The organism is Embleya sp. NPDC050493, assembly GCF_044458105.1.
GTDB lineage: Bacteria > Actinomycetota > Actinomycetes > Streptomycetales > Streptomycetaceae > Embleya.
Genome location: NZ_JBITHP010000001.1, coordinates 559,433 through 579,673 on the forward strand (window position 1 = coordinate 559,433; position 20,241 = coordinate 579,673).

Here is a 20,241-nt window from a genome sequence, read left to right on the forward strand (position 1 = left end):
CCTCGGTGGCGCTACGACCGGTGTTCGACCGGTTCGCCGAACAGTGCCTCCTGACTCACCGTCGCAAACAGCGCCCCCGCCGCGTCGAAGATCCGACCGTGCACCGTGCCGTGCGCGGCGTGCAGTGTGGTGCCCTCCTGGTCGTAGAGCCACCACCGGTCCGCGCGGAACGGGCGATGGAACCTGATCGCGTGGTCCAGGCTGGCCCGGGGGATCCAGCGCCGGCCCAGGGTCGCGGCATGCGGCAGTACCAGCGTGTCCAGGATGCTCAGGTCGGTCGCGTACGCGACGGCGCACGCGTGCAGCAGCGGGCGATCCGGCAGTTCGCCGTCGGCGCGACACCACAGCGCGTTGTGCGGTGGTCGCGCGGTGGACGTCTCGTCGGCCCAGGTCGGCGGCTCGACGAAGCGCAGGTCCACCGGGTTGCGCCGGACCAATTGCGGTCGGCGCAGCGGGCCGTTCAGCGCGTTCAGCCGCTGTGCGAGCGTGGGCAGCGTCGTCGGGTCGGGCACGGAGGGTGCGCTCGGCGCGTGGTCGAACGGCGTCTCGGGGCGGGTCACCCGGAAGGACGCGACCAGGTGCACGACGACCTTGTCCGTCTGGAGCACGTCGACCTGACGATGGCTCAGCGTCCGGCCCTGGAGGGTGCGGGTGACCCGGTAGGTCAGCGGCAGCGTGGCATCGGCCGGCCGCAGGAACGACGCGTGCAGGGAGTGCGGCACCCGGTCGCCGTCGACGGTGGCCCCGGCGGCGGCGAGCGCCTGCGCGACCAGCCAGCCGCCGAAGACTCGAAAGGCGTCCGGATCAGGGCTTTTCCCCTCGAACAGATCGGACTTGAGTCGGGTCGGCTCAACTTCTTCGACGAATTGGGTGACGGCGCAGCTCATGGCTGCTAGTACAGCAAGGACGGGCGCGACGACGACAACGAGGGGCACGGTGGGCACGTGGCGTGGGGTGCGGTAAAGGTGCTGAAGGACCGCAACGCGGGGTTGTATCTGAGCGGCGTGGTGGTCTCCAGCTTCGGCAGCAGCGCGATGTCGCTCGTCGCCGGGGTCTGGGCCAAGACGCTGACCGGTTCGGACAGCGTGGCGGCGCTGATGGCGCTCGGGGTGTTTGCGCCGACCCTGCTCGGCCCGCTGCTCGGCGCGGCCGCGGACCGATGGCCCGCGAGACGCGTGCTCCTGTCCGTCAACCTGGCCCTCGCCGCGTTGTTGACCCTCACCCTGACCGTGCACTCGGGCGATCGGGTGTGGATCCTGTTCGCGGTGATGTTCGGCTACGGCATCGGCTTCGTGCTCCTGGACGCCGCCGAGTCGACCGCGCTCACGGCCGGCGTGGCACCGGGCATCCTGGGCGATCTGAACGGGATGCGGCTCAGCGCCGCCGAGGGCATGAAGCTGATCGCCCCGCTGGCGGGCGCGGGGCTGTTCGCGTGGTCCGGCGGGCACACCGTCGCGCTGTTGGACGCGGGCACGTTCGTACTCGCCGCCGGGGTCTTCGCGCTGATGCGCTTCGACCAACCGGTCAAGGCGAAGGCCGAGACCGGCTGGTGGGGGCAGGCCACGGCGGGCACGGGCTATCTGTGGGCGCATCGTCCGCTGCGCCGGCTGGTGTTCTCCGGCGGTCTGGCGATGCTGGTGTCCGGGCTCAGCGGCGGCGCGGTCTACGCCGTGGTGGACCAGGGACTCGGGCGCTCGCCTGCGTTCGTCGGCGTGCTGTACACCGCGCAGGGCGCCGGGTCCGTGGTGGTGGGGCTCTGCGCGGGCACGCTGATCCGCCGGCTCGGCGCGCGCGGGTTCGCGGTGCTGGGCCTGGCGCTGTTCGCGGTCGGGGTGGGCCTGCGGGTGGTCGAGTGGCTGCCCGTGGTCCTGGCCGGCAGCGTGGCGATCGGTTTCGGGCTGCCGGCGGTGCACGTGGCGGCGATGACCGTATTGCAGCGGGAGACGCCGGGGCACCTGGTGGGCCGGGTCGCGGCGACCGCGGGGACGATCATGTTCGCGCCGACGGCGTTCGCCATCCTCGGCGTGGCGGGTCTGCTGGCGGTCCTGGACTACCGGATCATCCTGCTCGGCACGGCGGCCCTGGGCGGCGCGGTCGCGCTGTACTGCGCGGCGGGTCGCGGCGAGCGGGGGCCGGATCGGGAACCGGCGCCGGCGGACGATGCGCAGGATTCACGACATATGTGACGCACGCATGTCCTAGGTCGAAGGCGGCTTGCCACCTACGATGATCCGCATGTATGAAACGGCGGAAATCCCGGCTGAGCTGGTTGCCCTTCAGCGGGACCGCGACCACGCGGCCGACGTCGTCACGACGTTCGCGCGCGAGAACCCCGGGCGGCTGGACGCCGAACTGACCCGTCAGTGGTCGGCGGCGGTTCGGGCGGAACGCAATGCCATACGCGCACTGCACGCACACCCGATGATGGTGCTCGGACCGAACCGGTTCAAGATCATGCGCGCGCTGCGTGCCGCCGCCAAGCTGACCTGACGACGGCCCGGCCCGAACAGGGGCAAGAGAGCGCCGGACCGGACCGTCGAAGGACGTAGGTTACGCCGCCGCACCGACATCCGGCGCCGGCGCTGCGGATCCGTCCGGGTTCGGCCGCCGGCGTCGGTGCCGCGTGCCCATGCCGACAGGCTCCGCGACCGCGACGAGGCGTGCTGGTCGTCGGCGCGAGCGGTGCGGATCGGCGATGCCGGTCACGCGGTGGCGCTCCCGGGGCAGAAGGTCCGACGGTAGTTCTGCGGCGTGGTGCCGCGACGGCGCAGGAAGTGGTGGCGCAGCGTCGCGGCGCTGCCGAAGCCCGAGCGCTCGGCGACGATGTCGATCGGCAGGTCGGTCTCCTCCAACAGTTCCTGGGCGAGCAACACGCGCTGCGCGGTGAGCCATTCGTAGGGCGTGGTGCCGGTCTCCTGCTGGAACCGGCGGGCGAACGTACGCGGCGACATCAGTGCGTGCTCGGCCATCTGATCGACCGTCACCTCCAGGGCCAGGCGCTGCTCCATCCACGAGAGGGTGGCCTGGAGCGGGCTGCCGGAGCGCTCGGGCAGCGGTCGGGCGATGTACTGGGCCTGGCCGCCCTCGCGGTGCGGCGGCACGACCATGCGGCGGGCGATCGCGTTGGCCACCCGGGTGCCGTCCTCCATTCGGACCAGGTGCAGGCACGCGTCGATGCCGGCGGCGGTGCCGGCGCTGGTGATCACCCGCCGGTCCTCGACGTAGAGCACGTCCGGCTCGACGACGGCCTTCGGGTACAGGCGGGCGAGGCGGTCCGTGTACTTCCAGTGCGACGTGCAGCGCCGGTCGTCGAGCAGGCCGGCCCGGGCCAGCGTGAAGGCACCCGTGCAGACGCTCATGATCCAAGCGCCTCGGGCCTCGGCGGCCCGCAGCGCGTCCAGGAGCAGCGGATCCGGCGCCGCGTGCTCGTCGTGCTCGGCGGACGCGGGAACCGCGACCAGGTCCGCCTGCGCGACCCGGTCGAGGCCGTGCTCGACGTACACGTCGTAGCCGGCTTTGGCGCGGACCCGGCCGGGGGTGACCGCGCACACCGCGAAGTCGTAGACCGGACACCCCTCCTCGCTCCGGTCGATGCCGAACACCTCGCACAGCACCCCGAGTTCGAAGGGCGCGACCCCGTCCTGAACGATCACGACCACGTTGCGCAGCATGCGTACAGCATGCCGGCAGTCCGGCCGAGATGGCAGGATGTTGTGCGCATCAGGCAGTCCTGCCACTCGATGTATGTGCAAGCATCGGGCAGTCTCGAGGCATGACAGTTCTGGCGGTTTTCCTGGTGGTCACGATGGTTCTCGGTGGTCTGTCGGTGCTGGGCCGATCGGCCGACACACGCGATCGGGACAAGTCCCGGTCGTGGCACCACTGAATGGCGGGCAGGCCCGACGGCGCTCCGGGCGGCGGGCGCCACGGGTGAACGACGATGCGAGGGAACGACCGCGCGCCCGGCCCAAGGGACATGGGCCGGGCGCGCGGTGTGTTCCGGATCGGCCGGGAGGGCCCGGCCGGATGGAGCACGTGATCAGTTGCGGCGCTTGAGCGCCCGCCAGACGAAGAAGATGATGATCGCGACGATGATGATGGCGATGATCCCGAAGATGAACTTGCCGGCCTTCTTGAAGAAGCTCTTCTTCTTCTTCTTTTTCTTGGCCTTCTTGGTCGGGTGACTCTGCTGCGCGGCGGCCCGGTGCGACGTGGTCTGCGCCGAGGTGTCCGCGGCCGTCTGCACGCCGGCCGAGGTGAGCGCGGTCGACACTGTCGCGGACGAGACCTGGCGGACCTGCGCCTGGGCCGGCGCGGGCGCGGCCTGCGCGGGCACGGCGGTCAACACGGCCGCGAACACCGCGAGCAGGATCGGACCGGCGAGACGCCGAAGAACACGATGAACCATCTGACAAGCCCCCATTTCAACCCGCGGAACACGCGCCTCGCGGAGTCGCCATGGCCCCGTGGTGGGCCGATGGCGGCGCGAATCTACCCGACATGCCAGGTCCCACGTGCCGAAAAGGGTCAAGATTTGGTTCCGAGCCGACCCATGCGACACGTGTCAACGATCATTCCGCTACGCTGACGATTCATCAGGTTGTGGCAGCCCGGTCGCCGGTGAGGGGTGACCGGGCTTCCCAATCGGCGTGCCCGTGAGCCTCCGGCCGCGCCGTGGGCCCCTGGGTGAGCGGACGGGCGTCGCCGCCGGACACGGCCTAGCCGACGTAGGTGATGTCCATGATGACGACGGTGCTGGTTTGGACCTGGATGGTCAGGGTGATGAGGCCGCCCGCGACGAACTCCATGTGCCTCATTTCCTTCAGCCCGCCCGCAGCCTGGGTGCAGCCCCACGGGTCGCTCGCGAGCCGGGACTCTGCCCCTGACAGCGCCCGGCTTGCGGCCGACGGGAGGTTCGCCGCTTGTCGACGGGCGCGCCGGTCGTAGCTGATGGAGTACGACATCACGCAAGCCTCTCGCCGTCGGCGATGATTTCGCGGGCCCTGGCGGTCATGGCATCGTAGCCGGCGCGGTCGTGGCAGGTGATGGCCATGCGCTGGATCTCGGTGAGGGTCTCGGTGGCGCGAGCAAGGTGGATGGCGAACTCGTCGTACCGGTGGCCATCCCAGGCCTCGGCGGCGGCCTTGAGAGCGTGGCTGACGGTGCGTTCGTAGTCGGCTCGAAGCTCGTCGTCGACCACGGCGAGGGCCTGGTCGGTGATGCGTGAGTGGAGCCCGGTGCCGGTGATGGTGAGGTGGATGTCCGGGGTGGTGTCCATGCAGACAGCGTGGCACCGCGCAGGCGGCACTCGGTAGCCGGCGCACTCGGGGGTGTGCGCGGGCAGGTGTGCGCCCTGCCGCTTCCGGGAGTTCGACAGGGCGCGCCGTTGCTACGACTCCGGGTCGGCGGCGGAGCTTCTGCCGCCGACCCTCCCTCGTGGGTCAGCCGGCGACGACCGCGCGGAGGCTTTCCTTGAGGCTGCCCATGGTGGCCAGGACGGCGGTGGGTTCGTAGCCGCAGTGCGCCATGCAGTTGTCGCAGCGCGGGTCCTTGCCGCGGCCGTAGTTCTCCCACTCGGTGTCGGTGAGCAACTCCTTGTAGCTCTGCACGTAGCCGTCGCCCATCAGGTAGCAGGGCTGCTGCCAGCCGAGCAACGAGTAGGACGGGATGGCCCACGGCGTGCACTCGAAGTCGCGCTTGCCCTCCAGGAAGTCGAGGAAGAGCGCGGAGTGGTTGAGCCGCCACTTCTTGCGGTTGCCGCCCGCGAAGGCGGATGCGAACAGCTTTCGGGTCTGCTCGACGCCGAGGAAGCGGTTCTGTACCGGGGCCTTCTCGTAGGCGTAGGCCGGGGAGATCTGGATCCGGTCGACCTTGAGGTCGTCGTTGAGGAAGTTCAGCACGTCCACGATGCTCTCGGGGGAGTCCGTGTTGAAGAACGTGCTGTTCGTGTAGACCTGGAATCCGGCGGCCTTGGCCATCTTGACCGCGGCCACGGCCTCGTCGAAGACGCCTTCCTTGTCCACCGCCTGGTCGTGCTTCTCGCGCAGGCCGTCGATGTGCACCATCCACGCGAAGTTCTTGTTCGGCTTGAACTTGTGCAGGTGCTTGGGCAGCAGCACGGCGTTGGTGCAGATGATCACGAACTTCTTGCGCTTGAGCAGTTCCTCGACGATCAGGTCGATCTGCTTGTGCATCAGCGGCTCACCGCCGGCCAGCGACACCATCGGCGCGCCGCACTCCTCGACGGCCGCCACGGCCTGCTCGACCGACATGCGCTTGCGCAACACGTCGTGCGGCTGCTGGATCTTGCCGCACCCACCGCACTTGAGGTTGCACGCGAACAGCGGCTCGACCTCCACGATCATCGCGAACTTGTCGACCCGCTTGATCTTCTGCTTGACCAGGTGAGTGCCGATTTTCACAGCCAGGTTCAGCGGCAGGCCCATGACCGTCGCGTCCTCTCTATCCCCGAACCCGGGGGCGTCGGCGTCCGCTGAAACTCGACTCGGCGTGGCGTCGTTGCCCGGGTGTGCCCGATGATGACAACATCTTCAACATACAGGCTGTACGTCACGTGGGGGTTGTATGGCGGTCACGCGTCGGGCACAACATGTGGCGGACACCCGAGCGGCCCTGCTGGCCGCCGCGCGCGAGCTGTTCGCGACGCAGGGGTACGCGCAGACCGGCACCGAGGAGATCGTGGCCGCGGCCCGGGTGACCCGGGGTGCGCTGTACCACCACTTCAAGGACAAGGCCGATCTGTTTCGCGCGGTCATGGAGACCGTCGCGGCGGAGGCGGCCGAGGCGCTGGTCGCCCACGAGATGCGTCATGCCCAGGACCACCCCAGCGAACCGTGGGATCAGCTGCGACACGGATTCCAGTCGTTCCTGGACGTGTGCACGACCGGGGACTTTCAGCGGATCGTGCTGGTGGACGGTCCGGCGGTGCTCGGGCCCGGGTCGTGGGACGCGCTCGTGGACGAGCACGGTCACGGGCTGTTGGCCGCGTGGTTGCGGCAGGCGATGGACAACGGCGAGATCGACGAATTGCCGGTGCCGCCGCTGGCCCGGCTGCTGGCCTCGCTGATCTCGGAGGCGAGCATGTACACCGCGCGAGCCGCCGACCCCGCGAATGCCCGGGCCGAGGTGGGCCGGGTCATCGACCGGGTGCTGGCCGGGCTGCGCAAGAGCTGACCGCCGCGCGGGGGTTGGTCGGCGGTCGATCGGCGGGCGGGCCCGGAGGCGTGCTCATCGGGCGGCCAGCACCGCGGACATCACGGCCTTGGCGATCGGGGCGGCGAGGCCGCCGCCGGTGATGTCGGCGCGGTCGGCCGAGCCGTCCTCGACCACGACGGCGACCGCCACGGCGGGTTTGGTGGTGGCGTCGGCCTTGGCGTAGGCGATGAACCACGCGTAGGGCACGGCGCGGTTGTTCTCGCCGTGCTGGGCGGTGCCGGTCTTGCCGCCGACGACGGCGCCGTCGATCCGCCCGTTGCCGCCGGTGCCGGTGGTGACCGCGTCCTCCATCATCTTCTGCAGTCGGCGAGCCACCGGCGGGGAGACCGCCCGGGCCAGAGTCTCGCGGTCGGTGGTGTGCACGGTGCTGCCGTCGCTGCGGGTGAGCCGCTCGACCAGGTACGGCCGCATCACCTCGCCCTCGTTGGCCACGCCGGCGGCGACCATCGCCATCTGGAGCGGGGTGGCCCGCGTATCGAACTGGCCGATCGAGGACAGCGCGGTCTGCGGGCGATCCGGATGCCTGGGGAACACGCTCTCGGTGACCGCGACCGGGATCCGCAGCCCGGGGTCGTCGAAACCGAACGCCTTGGCCTGCCGGCGCATCACCTCGGCGCCCATGTCGACCCCGAGCTTGGCGAACACGGTGTTGCAGGACATCGCCAGTGCGTAACGCAGGGATGCGTCGCGGCAGCCGGAGACCTCGTTGCCGAGCCGGGTGGTCGACTCGGGCAGCGGATAGGGGTCGGGGGAGGTGGTCGGTTCGTCCGGATCGGTGACCGTGCCGGAGGCGAGCGCCGCCGCGGCGGTGACCACTTTGAAGGTGGAGCCCGGGGGATAGGTCTCGCGCAGCGCACGATTGAGCATCGGTCGGTCGGGGTCGGCGTCCAGTGCCGTCCATGCGCTCCGGGTCGCCTTGTTGGCACCGGCCAGCCTGCCCGGGTCGTAGGACGGCGTGCTCACCAGGGCCAGGATCGCGCCGGTGGCGGGGTCGAGCGCGGCCACCGCGCCCTTGTTTCCGGTGCTCGCGAGACCGGCGAACGCGGCCTGCTGGGCGGCGGGCAGGATCGTGGTGGCCACGTTGCCGGCGGGGCTGCGCCTGCGGGTGATCGCGGTGATCACCGGCCATGCGCCCAGGCGTGGATCGGTGCCCGCCAGGAGGTCGTCCTCGACGCCTTCGAGCAGCGAGGCGCCGTAGAGCTGGGAGGCGTAGCCGGTGACCGGGGCGTAGAGCGGGCCGTCGGTGTAGCTGCGGCCGTAGGCCAGGTCGGAGGACGTGGCGGTGTGCGGTGAACCGGTGACCGCCCGGCCGGCCACCAGGATGTCGCCGCGCGCCTGCTGGTAACGCACGATCTGCGGACGGCGGTTGCCCGCCATGTGGTCGTAGGCGTCGGCCTTGTGCGCCATGAGCCAGGTGGCGTTGCCCAGCAGCGCCAGGAGCAGCAGCAGACAGAATCCGGCGGCTCGCCGGGCGGTGACGATCACGCGGGCACCTCCTCGGGTACCGGGCTGGGTTCCTCGATCGGCGCGGGTGGTCGGCGGCCCCGGTCGCTGACCTTCATCAGCAGTGCGATCAGTGCCCAGTTGGTGACCACGGACGAGCCGCCTTGGGCGAGGAAGGGCATGGTCATGCCGGTGAGCGGGATCAGCGCGGTCACCCCGCCCGCGACCACGAACACCTGGATCGCCAGCACGGCGGAGAGCCCGTAGGCGAGCAGCGAGCCGAACGGGTCCGGCGCGGTCAGGCCGGCCCGGAAGCCGCGCGCGACCAGCAGGGCGTAGAGCACGAACAGCGCGGCGATGCCAGTCAGTCCGAGCTCCTCGCCGACGGTGGCCAGCACGAAGTCGCTCTTGGCGGCGAAGCCGACCAGGATCGAGTGCCCCAGGCCGAGGCCGGCGCCGAGCAGGCCGCCGGCCGCGAAACAGAACAGCGACTGGGCCAGTTGGCCCGGGCCGAGTCCTGCGTGGATGCTCGCGAACGGGTCCAGCCAGTTCTGCACCCGGTCGTGCACGTGGGGTTCGGCGGAGCCGACCACGAACGCGCCGAGTGCGATCAGGATCAGGCCGACCAGGATCCAGCTGATGCGCGCGGTCGCGACATAGAGCATCACCACGAATGCGCCGAAGTAGAGCAGGGACGTGCCCAGGTCGCGTTCCAGGACCAGGATGCCGACCGAGGCCAGCCACACCGCGACGACCGGGCCCAGGTCGCGGCCGCGCGGCAGGTTCACGCCGCAGAACCGGCGGCCGATCATCATCAGCGTCTCGCGCGTGGTGGCGAGGTAGGACGCGAAGAAGACGACCAGGATGATCTTGGCGAACTCGCCGGGTTGCAGCGAGAAGGGGCCGAGCCGGATCCACACCTTGGCGCCGTTGATGGCCGGGAAGAAGACCGGGACGATCATCAGGAACAGGGCCACGGCCGCCGCCAGGTATGCGTACTTGCCCAGGGTGCGGTGATCGCGCACGGCGATCATCACCACCGCGAACAGGATCACCCCGATGGCCGACCACATCAGTTGCGAGGGTGCGGCCTGCACCTTCGGCGTCTCCAGGTCGAGTCGGTAGATCAACACCAGCCCCAGGCCGTTGAGCAGTGCGGCGATCGGCAGCAGCACCGGGTCGGCATACGGCGCGAAGCGGCGCACCAGGATGTGGGCGACCAGCACGAGAAAGCCGAGCCCCAGCCCGTAGCGCGCGGTATCGGGTGGAATCGAGCCGTCCTTGGCCAGGCCGACGTTCGCGTAGGCGAGGACGGGGACCAGGACTGCGAAGACGAGCAGCAGGAGTTCGGTGTTGCGCCGGGTGGGCGGCCGGGGTTCCCCTGCCGTCGTCGCGCGCCGCCGCCATCTGGACATGCGCTCTGCAATGCCCACAAGTGACCCTGGGTAACCGGAGGATCGCGCCCGGCGTCGGGCATCACGCCGGTGCCGCCGGGAACGCGCCGCGTATCCGTGGCGTTGCGGTGCTCATGCACGGCTGTCTCCCCTGAACTGCTCGTCTCCGGCGGTCGGCCGGAGAAAGGCGGCTTCCGAGGACTCGCCCGCGTCGACGAACTGGGCCATCATCTGCTGTGCCTCTCGGCCATCTGCTGTGCTCCCTCGGCTGCTTCGGAGTGGGCGACGCCCGGTTGTTGCGGTGCCTCAAGACTGCGATGTCGAGCCGCCGTACCGGATCCCCCAACCGTGGGGACGGTCTCCCCCGGGCGGGGGAGGTCGCGCGCCCGACGACCCGGCAGGATGGCGGCATGCCCCGGATCGCGCCGCTTCGCACCTCGCTCGCCCGCCTCACCCGGCCGCTCGTCGCGGCCTCCACCTACACGCGAGCCTTCCACCTGTTCACGGCGCTGGCCCTGGGCGTTGCGGTCGCACTGGTGTATCCGGGCCTGGAGGGGGAGAGCGGGGCCGCCGACGCCTTCGCGCTGCTGGCCGTCCCGATCCCGATCCTGGTCGCCTTCGGGCTGCTCGCCGAGGCGCGTCGGTTCGAGGGGTTCCTGGCCCGACTGCTGCTGCGTCCCGGCGACGAGAGCGACATCGTGGTCACCCGGTCCCAGGGGTGGGCGGACCGATGGCGCACCGCACTGTGGCTGGTGCTGCGGGTCGAACTGGCCTGGCTCGGTCTCGCGCTCGCCGCCAACGCGGTGTTCGTGGGGGTCGCGATGATCGCGTCGCCGGCCACGGACAGGGGCGTGACGTTCAGCGGGATCGCCTTCGCCGGTGGTGCCGGGCACTGGTGGCTCATCCCGCTGGGCCTGCTCGTCATCGTCGGGGCGCTCTACTACCTGGCCGGCGTGGGTTGGCTGCTCACCCGGCTCGGCACCAGACTGCTCGGGCCGTCCGCGAGCGAACGCCTCGCGATAGCCGAGCGTCGGACCGAGCAACTGCTCGAACACAATCGGCTCGCCCGCGAATTGCACGATTCGATCGGCCACGCCCTGTCGGTGACGGTGCTTCAGGCCGGCGCCGCCCGGCAATTGCTCGACAGCGATCCCGGCTTCGCGGATCGGGCGCTCGAAGCGATCGAGGAGACCGGCCGGCAGGCCCTGGAGGACCTGGAACGCATGCTGCTGCTGTTGCGCGAGGCGCCGGAGCCGGCCGCGCCCCGCCCCGGCCTGCCCGAGCTCAAGGTGCTCGTCGACGGCACGCGAGGCGCCGGGGCCTCGGTCGAGCTGCGGGTGTCGGGCCCCCTCGACGCGGTGCCGGCGGTGATCTCGCGCGAGGGCTACCGGATCGTGCAGGAGTCGCTCACCAACGTGCTGCGGCACGCGGGTCCGGTGCCGATCGACGTCACCGTCGCGGTGGACGACCACGACGTCGAGCTGACCGTGCTGAACAGCGTGCCCGCCGCGGGCACGGAGCGATCGGTGGTCGGCGCGGGCAGCGGCAGTGGGCTGCGCGGGATTCGCGAACGGGCCGCGCTGCTCGGCGGAGAGGCCACCGCGGGCGCCCAGGACGGCTGCTGGCGGGTGCACGTGCGCCTGCCCCTACGGTGGGCGTCGTGACGATCGCGATCATGCTGGTGGACGACGACGAACTGGTTCGGGCCGGCCTGCGGGCCATCCTGGGTGCGCAGCCCGACTTCGAGGTCGTGGGCGAGGCCGACGACGGCGCGGGCGTGCTCTCGCTGGTGCGCCAGCTGCGCCCGGACGTGGTCGTGATGGACGTGCGGATGCCGCGCGTGGACGGGATCCAGGCCACCCGAGACCTGCTCGCCCATCTCGACCAGCCGCCCAAGATCCTGATCATGACCACCTTCGAGAACGACGAATACGTCTACGAGGCGCTGCGGGTGGGAGCGCACGGCTTCCTGCTCAAGCGGGCCCGTCCCGCGGAGATCACCGGCGCGGTGCGGGCGTTGGCCACCGGAGACTCCCTGCTGTTCCCGGCCAAGCTGCGCGCGTTGGTCGAGCGCCACGGGAAGACCGCCCGTGCCGACGCGGTGGCCCGGGCCAATCTGACCGAGCGCGAGGGCGACGTGCTGCGGGCGATGGCCCGGGGGCTGAACAACTCGGAGATCGCCGCCGAACTGTTCCTGGGCACCGAAACGGTCAAGAGCCATGTGAGCGCGGTGTTGGGCAAGTTGGGCGCCCGCGACCGCACCCAGGCGGTGATCGCCGCCTACGAGTCGGGTTTCGTGGGCCCCGGCTGAGCATGGCCTCGGGGCGGTTCGGCCGATGTCGGTCGGTTCGGCCGAGCCGGCCGTTCCGCCCGGTCCGGCCGAATTCGTCGGCCTGTTGACCGAGATCGGTCGATCCGGTTGTCGATGCCGAGCGCATGTCCGATCGGTTCGGCCAAAAGGCGACACAAAAGAAGATGTTCGTACTATGTGTGACCCCTCCCGACGGTGCTCGTTGGCCATCGTGCGCATGGGCCCCGTACCGATTCGCGGGCGCCGGCCGAGGCGCGGCGAGAGGGGATCCACGCATGCGACACGGTCGCGACGAGAGCACACCCGACCCGGCGACCCGATCCGACCCGAACGGCACCGGTGCGCGTGCCCGCCGGAGCGACCGGAGCACCCGGGATCGGGCCCGGCAGGCCCGGGGGGATCTCGTCGCCCTGTGCCGACGCCGGCTGGACCAGGGGGCGGTGCGTCGCACCGAGGCCCTGGTGGTCGGGCGCTATCCCGAACTCGTCCGGCTCGCCTACCTGATCCTGCCGCCCGCCATGGAGCGCCACCGACGGGTGCTGGCCGCGCACGCCCTGGTCCAGGACGCGCTGCCGGGCCGACTGCGCGATCTCGGCCGCGCCCCGGGCGTCGCGGGCATGAGCGATGCCGACCTCGTCCGGCTGCGCATCGTGCGCGGAGCGCTGCGCCTGAACCGCTCCACGCGACGTCGGGCGCTGCTGCCGCAGGTCTGGGGCCTGCGGCTGTTCCCGCCGACCGGCGGCGCGGACGAACCGGCGATCGAGCAGGCACTCGGCCGACTGTCCGGCCCGGCCCGCGCGTTCTTCGTACTGCGCGTGCTGGACGGCCTGGATCCCGGCGAGGCGAGCGAGTTCCTGCTCGCCGCCGGGGTCGAGGACGTCCTGGCCGCCGAGACCGAGGCGGATGCCGGTGCGCCGGAGCCGCGCCCGGCCGCACATTCGGACGCGCCCGGATCAGTCCCCGACCTGCTGCGCGCCGACCCGTTCGACCCGTGCACCCTGCGGGCCACTCCCTCCGACCTGCTGCGCCGCCGGCGACGTCGGCACACCGCACTCGGCGTCCTGGCCTCGGCCACCATGATCGCCACGATCGCCTGGCACGCGACCGGCGGTACCGACCCCTCGGCCGGCGGCGGCGGCCGAGCCGACCGGGCCGCACCCGCCGCGCAGCCGGTCGGTGGTCCGCCCCGATCGATCCCGACCGGAGCCTGGGTCGGCACGACCCGCCTCGACTTCGACGTGTGGTCCACCCGAGGGACCCGGGCCCGGGACGAGGCGTTGACCCGGCGCGCGGTGCGGGCCTGGACCGACCCCGCCGACGGCACCCCCGTCACGCTCGGCCGGGGCACCGCCGCCGGCCCGCCGACCGGCGCCCCCCGCCTGCTGTACGCGGGCGACGTCGCGGGGGCGACCGTCGTGCTCCTCGCCGACGGCACACGTCTGGCCCGCTATACCGACGACCACGGCAGGCGCACCCTGGACGTCGCCGCGGCCGACGACTCGGACGAGCGTTCGGCCTCGGCCGTGGTGCTGCGCCGTGATCCGAGCGGCGTACGGATGTTGCTCGCGCCCTGGGTGGACGAGGCCGCGGTGCGGGACCTGCGTCGCCCCGAGGACAAGAGCAGGCCGCTGGCGATCACCGACGGCGTCACCGCCCCGATGCCCGACCTCGGTACGGCCGGGAAGGGCTGCGCCACGGTGCCCGTGCTCGAACTGCTGGCCGGGCGCGCCGCCGACAACCACCCCTATCTGCTCGCGGACCTGGGCGAGTTGTCCGCGACGCACCTCACCTACATGCCGCCACCGGACTACGTCCACACCGGCCGGCCGGTCGAGGCCGCCTCCAGTGAACGCGCCCTCGGCGTGTGGTCGCGGACCGCGTGCGCGCTGGACACGTTGCGCGGTCGGGGGTTGCGGCTGGTCAACAACTGGGAGTTCGCGCACTTCGACCTGCCCGAGGCGGCGGGGGAGGCGATGTGGTCCTGCCTGCACGCGTTCGACCGCACGGGCGGCGGCGACGTGGTGGTGCAGTTCCTGCCGCCCGGGGCGACCGCGACGGGCGCGCAGACCGTCAATCGGCTCGCCGACTCGCCCGCGTGCAGTCGGTCCGGGAACGACATCGTCACCTCGACGTGGTGGCGCTCGCGGACCGGCGCCTGGTACCTGGTCGCGGCGGGCACGCGCGACGTGGCCAAGGTGACCGCGTCCGGCCCGGTCAGCGGCTCCGCCGACGCCCGCCAACTGGTGATCAAGGCCCCGCCCGGCACGCTTCCGCCGCCACCGCCGGCGCTGGTGGCCAACGTACGCAACGGCAGCACGATCAAGACCCTGGGCTGACCACCGCACCCGGCGCGGCCGGCGATGGTCGCCCGCGCCCGCCCGCCCGGCCCGCACGTGCCCGGCCCGCCCCCGGCCCGTCCGCCCGCACCCGCCCCAGCCGCATCGGTGTAGGCATCGAGGCTTGTCCCTCGACATAAAGTGATATCACTTTGCTATGGTGGTGATGGCAAGCCAAACCGAGCGGGAGTGACCACATGAGCGATATCGGCCCCGAGTCCATCGTGGAAATGCCGGCCCCCCAGGTCCGGGAGAAGGTGGTGACCGGCGTCTCCGGTCTGCCCGCGCTCGCGGTCGGGGTGCTCTTCGTCGGCGGCGGCGTCGGGCTCATCATCTTCGGCGCCCTGCTGCACGACGGTGGGAAGGTCGCGGCCATCACCGCCGGCATCGTGATCATCGTCGCGTCGCTGTTCGCGCTCTGCGGTCTGACCACCGTGGCCCCCGGCGAGGCCCGGGTGCTCCAACTCTTCGGGCACTACAAGGGCACCGTGCGCACCGACGGCCTGCGGTGGGTGAACCCGTTCACCGACCGCACCAAAGTCTCCACCCGCATCCGCAACCACGAGACGCAGACCGCCAAGGTCAACGACAACGACGGCAACCCGATCGAGATCGCCGCAGTCGTGGTGTGGCAGGTCAAGGACACCGCGCAGGCCAAGTTCGAGGTGGACGACTTCGAGGAGTTCGTCGCGATCCAGACCGAGACCGCGGTGCGGCACATCGCCAACAGCTACCCGTACGACGACCACGGCAACGGCGGCATGTCCCTGCGCGACAACGCCGACGAGATCACCGGAAAGCTCTCCGCGGAGATCGGCGCGCGGGTCGCCTCGGCCGGGGTCAGCGTGGTCGAGTCGCGGATCACCCGGCTCGCCTACGCGCCGGAGATCGCCCAGGCGATGTTGCGCCGCCAGCAGGCGGGCGCGGTGGTCGCCGCCCGGCAGCGGATCGTCGAGGGCGCGGTGGGCATGGTCGAACTCGCGCTGAACCGGCTGGAAGAGGGTGACCTGGTCGAGTTGGACGACGACCGGCGCGCGGCGATGGTCAGCAACCTGCTCGTGGTGCTGTGCAGCGACCAGGCCACCCAGCCGGTGGTCAACACCGGTTCCCTTTACGCGTAGCCCGGCCCGGTGACCGAGCGCAAGAAGATCCTGCTTCGCCTGGACCCGGCGGTGCACGATGCGATCGCCAAGTGGGCCGCCGACGAACTGCGCAGCACCAACGCACAGATCGAGTTCCTGCTGCGGCGCGCGCTGGGCGACGCGGGTCGGATGCCGGGCAACGCCGGTCGTCCGGCCCGCCGGGGCAGGCCGCCCAAGGCCGACCCCGCCGCCCGCCCGGCGTCCTCCGAAGCCGAACCCGAGTCCGATACCGAGCCCGGGGGAGGCGACGGTGGCGATCGAGACGATTCTGGCGGTGCCGGCCATCGTGGCCGCGGCGGTGGCGACCCTGGCGACGTCGGTACCGCGCCGTGAGGACCGGCCCGAAGACGACGCGACGCCCTGGCGCCGAGGAGGTCGACGTGAACGTATCCCTGGAGGTCGACGTGAACGTATCCCTGGAGGTCGACGTGAACGTGTCCCTGGCCCGGCGAGTGTTCCTGCTCGCCTACAGTCCCGAGCGGCAACGACTGCTGAGCCGAAGCAACCTGGGAGCTACCCTCCAGGCCGCTGCCCTGTACGACCTCTACGAACAGGGCCTGATCCGTGACGACGCCGGGAGGGTCACCGCGACCGCGCATCGGGGTGCCGCCGCACCGCACTGCGACCTGGCGGCCGACCTGCTGGCCAGGATCACCGCGAGCGAGCGGGCCCACCGGTGGCGCCACTGGGTCAAGAAGGGCGACCGGCAGGCCACCGGCCGCGTCGGTGCCTGCCTCGAACGCGAGCGGGTGATCAGGTGCGAGTCGCACCGGCTCCTGGGCATCGTCCCGGTCCGACGGATGCGGCTGCGCCAACCGCAACTGCGCACCGCCGCGACCAGGGCGATGTGGGACGCGCTCAAGCCGGGCCGGCCGGTGGCACGCGTGCCCGCGGCGGATGCGGCGTTGGCCGCACTGGCCTACGAGGGCGAACTGCGGGTGGTGCTCGGCGGTCGGGAACGCCGGGCGGCCAAGGGCCGGATCCGTGAGCTGGAGGCGGACCTGGGCCCGGTGCCCGAGGCGCTGCGCAAGGTGGTCCGCGATCGCAAATCCGCCGCGTCCGGGGCCGGTGTCTGAATCGGCTTGACGATGTCCGTAGTGTCGAGGAATGACCTCCCGCACCACCCCCGACGCGACCCCGCGGGCGCTGCCCGCATTCGTCGACCGGCTGCTGCCGGGCGCACAGGGACGCTCGGTGTTGCTGGTGCTGGCGAGTGCGTGCTCGATCCAGTTCGGCGCGGCGTTCGCCGCCCGGTTGTTCCCCTACGTGGGACCCGCCGGCGCGGTCACACTGCGGCTGGTCCTGGCGGCGAGCATCCTGCTGGCCTTCGCCCGGCCGCGGCTGCGCGGGCGCACCCGGGCGGACTGGCTCGTGGTGGTCGGCCTGGGCGTGATGTTCGCGGGCATGAACATGTTCTTCTACGAGGCGATCGACCGGCTGCCGCTCGGCCCGGCGGTCACGCTGGAGTTCCTCGGGCCGCTCGGCCTGGCCGTGGTGTTGTCCCGCCGGTTGCGCGACATGACCTGGATCGTGCTCGCAGCCGTCGGAGTGCTGCTCCTGGGCCGCGGCGGGTTCAGCGGGCTGGACCCGGTCGGTGTCGCGTTCGTGATGGCGGCGGCGGCCTGCTGGGCGGGCTACATCGTGGTCGCCTCGAAGATCTCCAAGCGCTTCGACGGCGTCGATGGCCTGGCGCTCGGCTTCGCGGTGGCCGCGGTCCTGGTCACCCCGTTCGGCGTGGCCACGGCCGGGAGCGCGCTTCTGGAGCCCGAGGTGCTCGGGCTGGGCGCGTGTGTCGCGCTGCTGTCCTCGGCGCTCCCGTACAGCTTCGAGATGCTTGCGATGAAGCATCTGACGCCCGCGACGTTCGGGCTGCTGGCCAGCCTGGAACCCGCCGTGGCGGCGATCGCCGGATTCCTCGTGCTGCACCAGTCGCTCGTGCCGATCCAGGTCGCGGGCATCGCGCTGGTGGTGATCGCCAGCGCCGGCGTCACCGTGGCCCAGTCGCCTCGGCGGGTTCGGGCGAGGTCCGATACAGCCGGGCCCGAGCCCGATCCACGACCAGTTCCCGGCGCAGGTGCCATCCCCACTCCGGCCGCAGCACCGGACGCTTGTGTGGAGTCACCACCACGAACGCGGTCGTGACCTCGGTCAGCGCGTAGGCCAGCGCGGGCAGTCGGGATTCGGCGAGCAGGTGCAGTGCGTAGCTGCACACCACGAGCGAGTAGGTCCGGCCCGCCAGCGCGCCCGCCGCGATCTCCTCGAAGCGCAGCGCCTCGGCGGGCGTCCCGGTCCGCTCGCGGTAGGCGACGCCCGTGTACGGATCGATGCCCGAGATCTCGCGTGCACCGAGCTCGCGCAGCGCGAGGGTGGCCTCGCCGCTGCCGCAGGCCAGGTCGAGCACACGGTCGAGGAGCCTCGGTTCGGCCGCCACCGGCTCCGCCAACGCCTCGGCCAGCACCGCCCGCACTCGTGGCTCGTGCGGGTTGCGGTACCGCGCGCCGTGTGTGGCGTAGAAGCCCTCGGCGCCCAGTTCTTCGTAGGCGGGCCGGATCTTGTCCATGCCCTCGATTGTCTACTCTTCGCTCTCCCGCTCCGCCTTCGGCGTACGACCGAACCGGAACCACCGCTTCCAGGCACCCTTCGGCTTGGGCGCGTTGCGCATCTGCACGTACGGCTCCAGGGTCGGCGGGTGGCCGCCGGCGATCGCCCGGGCCCGCTCGATCTCGGCGTTGTACTCGGCACCGAGCAGGATCGCCATGTTGGTCAACCACAGCCAGATCAGGAACACGATCACCGCGGCGAGCGTGCCGTAGGTCTTGTTGTACGTGCCGAAGTTGGCCACGTAGTAGGCGAACGCGGCGGAGAAGACGGCCCACAGCAGCACCGCCAGCACGCCGCCGGGAGTGATCCAGCGAAAGCCCTGCTTGGCGTTCGGCGCGGCCCAGTACAGCAGCGCGAACAGGAAGTTGACCACCACGATCAGCACCGGCCACTTCGCGTAGTCCCACAGCAGCACGCCCGCCTCGCCCACCCCCAGCGCGTGTCCGGCCTGCTTGGCCAGCGAGCCGGTGAACACCACCGCGATTGCGCAGATCGACAGCAGCAGCAGCGTCACCACGGTGACCGCGACCCGGGTGGGCACCGTCTTCCACAGCGGCCGGCCCTCGGGCACGTCGTAGATGGTGTTGCACGCGCGCATGAAGGCGGCGACGTAGCCGGACGCCGACCACAACGCCAGGCCCAGGCCGGCCAGTGCGAGCGGGCCGGCCGTGCCGCGGCTGTGTTCGAGGTTCTGGATCGCGTTGATCACGATCTGATGCGTCTCGGTGGGCGCCACGCTCTGCACGTTCTCGGTCAGCGCGTCGGTGGCCGAGCGACCGGCCAGACCGACCAGCGAAACCACGACCAGCAGCGCCGGGAAGATCGACAGCACGCTCTGATAGGTGAGCGCGGCGGCCCAGATGTTGAGGTCGTCCTCCTTGAACTCGCGGATCGTGCGCCAGGCGGCCTTGAACCACGACGACTTGGGAAGGTCGCTCGGGCGCTCCGGGAGGCGCTCGGGGTCCGGTGCTCGCTCGGCGGCGCCCTCGGCGGTGTCCGCGCTGCCGGGTCCGGTCTTGCCGAGGTCCACCGCGTCGGCGGGCGGCTGCTCGGACTTCGGGCGGTCGGTCGCGCGCGGGCCCGGGACCTTTGTGGTCCGCTCCGCGGCCGGGTCGGATGGGCCGGGCGGCTCGGTGTCCGCGGCCGGCCGACTGCCGTCGCCACGCAGCGCACGGGCGATTCGCTCCTCACGCTCGGCTCGTGCCCTGCGCGCGTTTCGTGCGTCCTGCCACTTGCCCATGTGCCGGCCCCCAACGTCGTCCCGCGATGGCCGGCGTCTACCCGGCGGTGGTCGGCACATGCGGTGCGGCACACGGGTTCTGACGCGGCGTCAGCGCCGCGGCGCGGACATGATCGAAGCGACGCCGGCCAGGCGGACGGTTGCCCTTCGGCGAGATCCCGGCGGTCCGGGCGGAAATCGTCCACGGCCGTCCCCCACGCGAGTGAACCCGCGACGAGGACACCGCCGTAGGCGGCCGGGGACCGGCCGAAGTTCGGGTTCGGCCGGAGGGTGGCCACGAACCCGTGGATGCCCAGCACGATCGTCCCGAGGCCGGCCGGTCACCACGGGCGATGCTCTCCTACGGACTGCCGGACCAGCCGGGCGCCGCCGATCCCGGCGAGGGCGGCGAGCACGAACAGGACGAGCGAGCGCGCGACGATCACGGGCGTACGTCAGGGCCGCGTCGGAAGCCGGGAAAAGCACGCTCGCGGACGGTCGCGGGCGCGCGCGGGCCGGCGCCGCGGGGCGCGAACCCGGACGTACGTCGTGGGCGGTT

The 20,241-nt window shown here is 71.5% G+C and carries 18 protein-coding genes and 2 pseudogenes; 10 read left to right on the forward strand and 10 right to left on the reverse strand.

Going from position 1 to position 20,241, the window contains the following annotated elements; translation table 11 throughout:
- Nucleotides 1–11: 11 nt before the first annotated feature.
- Nucleotides 12–887, reverse strand: a complete 876-nt coding sequence (locus ACIBM5_RS02215; RefSeq protein ID WP_396004947.1) for an acyl-CoA thioesterase — start codon at nucleotides 885–887, stop codon at nucleotides 12–14.
- A gap of 57 nt (nucleotides 888–944) precedes the next feature.
- Here ACIBM5_RS02215 and ACIBM5_RS02220 point away from each other — a divergent pair, with 57 nt between their 5' ends.
- Nucleotides 945–2,186: an MFS transporter gene (locus ACIBM5_RS02220; protein WP_396004948.1), complete on the forward strand. Its 1,242-nt coding sequence runs from the start codon at nucleotides 945–947 to the stop codon at nucleotides 2,184–2,186.
- A 49-nt stretch (nucleotides 2,187–2,235) separates the two neighbouring features.
- A complete protein-coding gene (locus tag ACIBM5_RS02225) occupies nucleotides 2,236–2,490 on the forward strand; it encodes a hypothetical protein (RefSeq protein WP_391582165.1) in 255 nt (84 codons plus the stop codon).
- 212 nt (nucleotides 2,491–2,702) lie between these two features.
- Here ACIBM5_RS02225 and ACIBM5_RS02230 read toward each other — a convergent pair whose 3' ends face one another.
- From ACIBM5_RS02230 to hpnH, 4 genes are all read right to left on the reverse strand, one after another.
- Complete coding sequence (locus tag ACIBM5_RS02230; protein WP_396004949.1) at nucleotides 2,703–3,671, reverse strand: helix-turn-helix domain-containing protein; 969 nt, start codon at nucleotides 3,669–3,671, stop codon at nucleotides 2,703–2,705.
- 368 nt (nucleotides 3,672–4,039) lie between these two features.
- Nucleotides 4,040–4,408 carry a hypothetical protein gene (locus tag ACIBM5_RS02235; protein WP_396004951.1) on the reverse strand — a complete coding sequence of 123 codons (369 nt, stop codon included), beginning with the start codon at nucleotides 4,406–4,408 and terminating at the stop codon, nucleotides 4,040–4,042.
- A 555-nt stretch (nucleotides 4,409–4,963) separates the two neighbouring features.
- The gene (locus ACIBM5_RS02240; RefSeq protein ID WP_396004952.1) at nucleotides 4,964–5,278 is read right to left on the reverse strand and encodes a hypothetical protein; all 315 of its coding nucleotides are present in this window, start codon (nucleotides 5,276–5,278) and stop codon (nucleotides 4,964–4,966) included.
- 163 nt (nucleotides 5,279–5,441) lie between these two features.
- Nucleotides 5,442–6,446, reverse strand: a complete 1,005-nt coding sequence (hpnH, locus tag ACIBM5_RS02245) for an adenosyl-hopene transferase HpnH (protein WP_360316710.1) — start codon at nucleotides 6,444–6,446, stop codon at nucleotides 5,442–5,444.
- A gap of 139 nt (nucleotides 6,447–6,585) precedes the next feature.
- On the opposite strand from hpnH, the gene ACIBM5_RS02250 reads away from it, so the two are divergent.
- Nucleotides 6,586–7,194 (forward strand): TetR/AcrR family transcriptional regulator, encoded by a 609-nt coding sequence (locus ACIBM5_RS02250; protein WP_396004953.1) that lies wholly within the window; start codon nucleotides 6,586–6,588, stop codon nucleotides 7,192–7,194.
- 54 nt (nucleotides 7,195–7,248) lie between these two features.
- Here the strand turns inward: ACIBM5_RS02250 and ACIBM5_RS02255 are convergent, their stop codons facing one another.
- Complete coding sequence (locus ACIBM5_RS02255; protein ID WP_396004954.1) at nucleotides 7,249–8,721, reverse strand: penicillin-binding transpeptidase domain-containing protein; 1,473 nt, start codon at nucleotides 8,719–8,721, stop codon at nucleotides 7,249–7,251.
- Nucleotides 8,718–10,094, reverse strand: coding sequence for an FtsW/RodA/SpoVE family cell cycle protein (locus ACIBM5_RS02260; RefSeq protein ID WP_396004955.1), 1,377 nt, complete (start codon nucleotides 10,092–10,094; stop codon nucleotides 8,718–8,720). The genes ACIBM5_RS02255 and ACIBM5_RS02260 overlap by 4 nt, the downstream gene beginning before the upstream one ends.
- Before the next feature lie 389 nt (nucleotides 10,095–10,483).
- On the opposite strand from ACIBM5_RS02260, the gene ACIBM5_RS02265 reads away from it, so the two are divergent.
- The 7 genes from ACIBM5_RS02265 (at nucleotide 10,484) to ACIBM5_RS02295 (ending at nucleotide 18,004) form a co-directional block, all read left to right on the forward strand.
- On the forward strand, nucleotides 10,484–11,737 hold the full coding sequence (locus ACIBM5_RS02265) for a sensor histidine kinase (RefSeq protein ID WP_396004956.1): 1,254 nt from the start codon (nucleotides 10,484–10,486) through the stop codon (nucleotides 11,735–11,737).
- Nucleotides 11,738–11,748: 11 nt separating this feature from the next.
- On the forward strand, nucleotides 11,749–12,384 hold the full coding sequence (locus ACIBM5_RS02270; RefSeq protein ID WP_396005109.1) for a response regulator: 636 nt from the start codon (nucleotides 11,749–11,751) through the stop codon (nucleotides 12,382–12,384).
- Nucleotides 12,385–12,659: 275 nt separating this feature from the next.
- Complete coding sequence (locus ACIBM5_RS02275) at nucleotides 12,660–14,720, forward strand: hypothetical protein (protein ID WP_396004957.1); 2,061 nt, start codon at nucleotides 12,660–12,662, stop codon at nucleotides 14,718–14,720.
- Between the two features lie 197 nt (nucleotides 14,721–14,917).
- Complete coding sequence (locus tag ACIBM5_RS02280; protein WP_396004958.1) at nucleotides 14,918–15,841, forward strand: SPFH domain-containing protein; 924 nt, start codon at nucleotides 14,918–14,920, stop codon at nucleotides 15,839–15,841.
- A gap of 9 nt (nucleotides 15,842–15,850) precedes the next feature.
- A complete protein-coding gene (locus tag ACIBM5_RS02285; protein WP_396004959.1) occupies nucleotides 15,851–16,195 on the forward strand; it encodes a hypothetical protein in 345 nt (114 codons plus the stop codon).
- Nucleotides 16,196–16,242: 47 nt separating this feature from the next.
- Nucleotides 16,243–16,938, forward strand: coding sequence for a GPP34 family phosphoprotein (locus tag ACIBM5_RS02290; protein WP_396004960.1), 696 nt, complete (start codon nucleotides 16,243–16,245; stop codon nucleotides 16,936–16,938).
- A 31-nt stretch (nucleotides 16,939–16,969) separates the two neighbouring features.
- A complete protein-coding gene (locus ACIBM5_RS02295) occupies nucleotides 16,970–18,004 on the forward strand; it encodes an EamA family transporter (protein ID WP_396004962.1) in 1,035 nt (344 codons plus the stop codon).
- Between the two features lie 16 nt (nucleotides 18,005–18,020).
- Here ACIBM5_RS02295 and ACIBM5_RS02300 read toward each other — a convergent pair.
- The 3 genes and pseudogenes from ACIBM5_RS02300 to ACIBM5_RS02310 form a co-directional block, all read right to left on the reverse strand.
- Nucleotides 18,021–18,422: pseudogene (locus ACIBM5_RS02300) on the reverse strand (class I SAM-dependent methyltransferase); the annotation flags it as partial.
- A 12-nt stretch (nucleotides 18,423–18,434) separates the two neighbouring features.
- Nucleotides 18,435–19,703, reverse strand: coding sequence for a YhjD/YihY/BrkB family envelope integrity protein (locus ACIBM5_RS02305; RefSeq protein WP_396004963.1), 1,269 nt, complete (start codon nucleotides 19,701–19,703; stop codon nucleotides 18,435–18,437).
- A 90-nt stretch (nucleotides 19,704–19,793) separates the two neighbouring features.
- Nucleotides 19,794–20,128 (reverse strand): annotated as a pseudogene (locus tag ACIBM5_RS02310) (YnfA family protein).
- Between the last annotated feature and the right edge of the window lie 113 nt (nucleotides 20,129–20,241).

Excerpts from the sequence above, each read along its gene's own strand:
- ACIBM5_RS02215 (WP_396004947.1), bottom strand. The coding sequence starts at position 887 with ATGAGCTGCGCCGTCACCCAATTCGTCGAAGAAGTTGAGCCGACCCGA.
- hpnH (WP_360316710.1), bottom strand. The coding sequence starts at position 6,446 with ATGGGCCTGCCGCTGAACCTGGCTGTGAAAATCGGCACTCACCTGGTC.
- ACIBM5_RS02275 (WP_396004957.1), top strand. The coding sequence starts at position 12,660 with ATGCGACACGGTCGCGACGAGAGCACACCCGACCCGGCGACCCGATCC.
- ACIBM5_RS02295 (WP_396004962.1), top strand. The coding sequence starts at position 16,970 with ATGACCTCCCGCACCACCCCCGACGCGACCCCGCGGGCGCTGCCCGCA.
- ACIBM5_RS02265 (WP_396004956.1), top strand. The coding sequence starts at position 10,484 with ATGCCCCGGATCGCGCCGCTTCGCACCTCGCTCGCCCGCCTCACCCGG.
- ACIBM5_RS02230 (WP_396004949.1), bottom strand. The coding sequence starts at position 3,671 with ATGCTGCGCAACGTGGTCGTGATCGTTCAGGACGGGGTCGCGCCCTTC.
- ACIBM5_RS02240 (WP_396004952.1), bottom strand. The coding sequence starts at position 5,278 with ATGGACACCACCCCGGACATCCACCTCACCATCACCGGCACCGGGCTC.
- ACIBM5_RS02260 (WP_396004955.1), bottom strand. The coding sequence starts at position 10,094 with ATGTCCAGATGGCGGCGGCGCGCGACGACGGCAGGGGAACCCCGGCCG.
- ACIBM5_RS02225 (WP_391582165.1), top strand. The coding sequence starts at position 2,236 with ATGTATGAAACGGCGGAAATCCCGGCTGAGCTGGTTGCCCTTCAGCGG.
- ACIBM5_RS02270 (WP_396005109.1), top strand. The coding sequence starts at position 11,749 with ATGCTGGTGGACGACGACGAACTGGTTCGGGCCGGCCTGCGGGCCATC.
- ACIBM5_RS02235 (WP_396004951.1), bottom strand. The coding sequence starts at position 4,408 with ATGGTTCATCGTGTTCTTCGGCGTCTCGCCGGTCCGATCCTGCTCGCG.
- ACIBM5_RS02305 (WP_396004963.1), bottom strand. The coding sequence starts at position 19,703 with ATGGGCAAGTGGCAGGACGCACGAAACGCGCGCAGGGCACGAGCCGAG.
- ACIBM5_RS02250 (WP_396004953.1), top strand. The coding sequence starts at position 6,586 with ATGGCGGTCACGCGTCGGGCACAACATGTGGCGGACACCCGAGCGGCC.
- ACIBM5_RS02280 (WP_396004958.1), top strand. The coding sequence starts at position 14,918 with ATGAGCGATATCGGCCCCGAGTCCATCGTGGAAATGCCGGCCCCCCAG.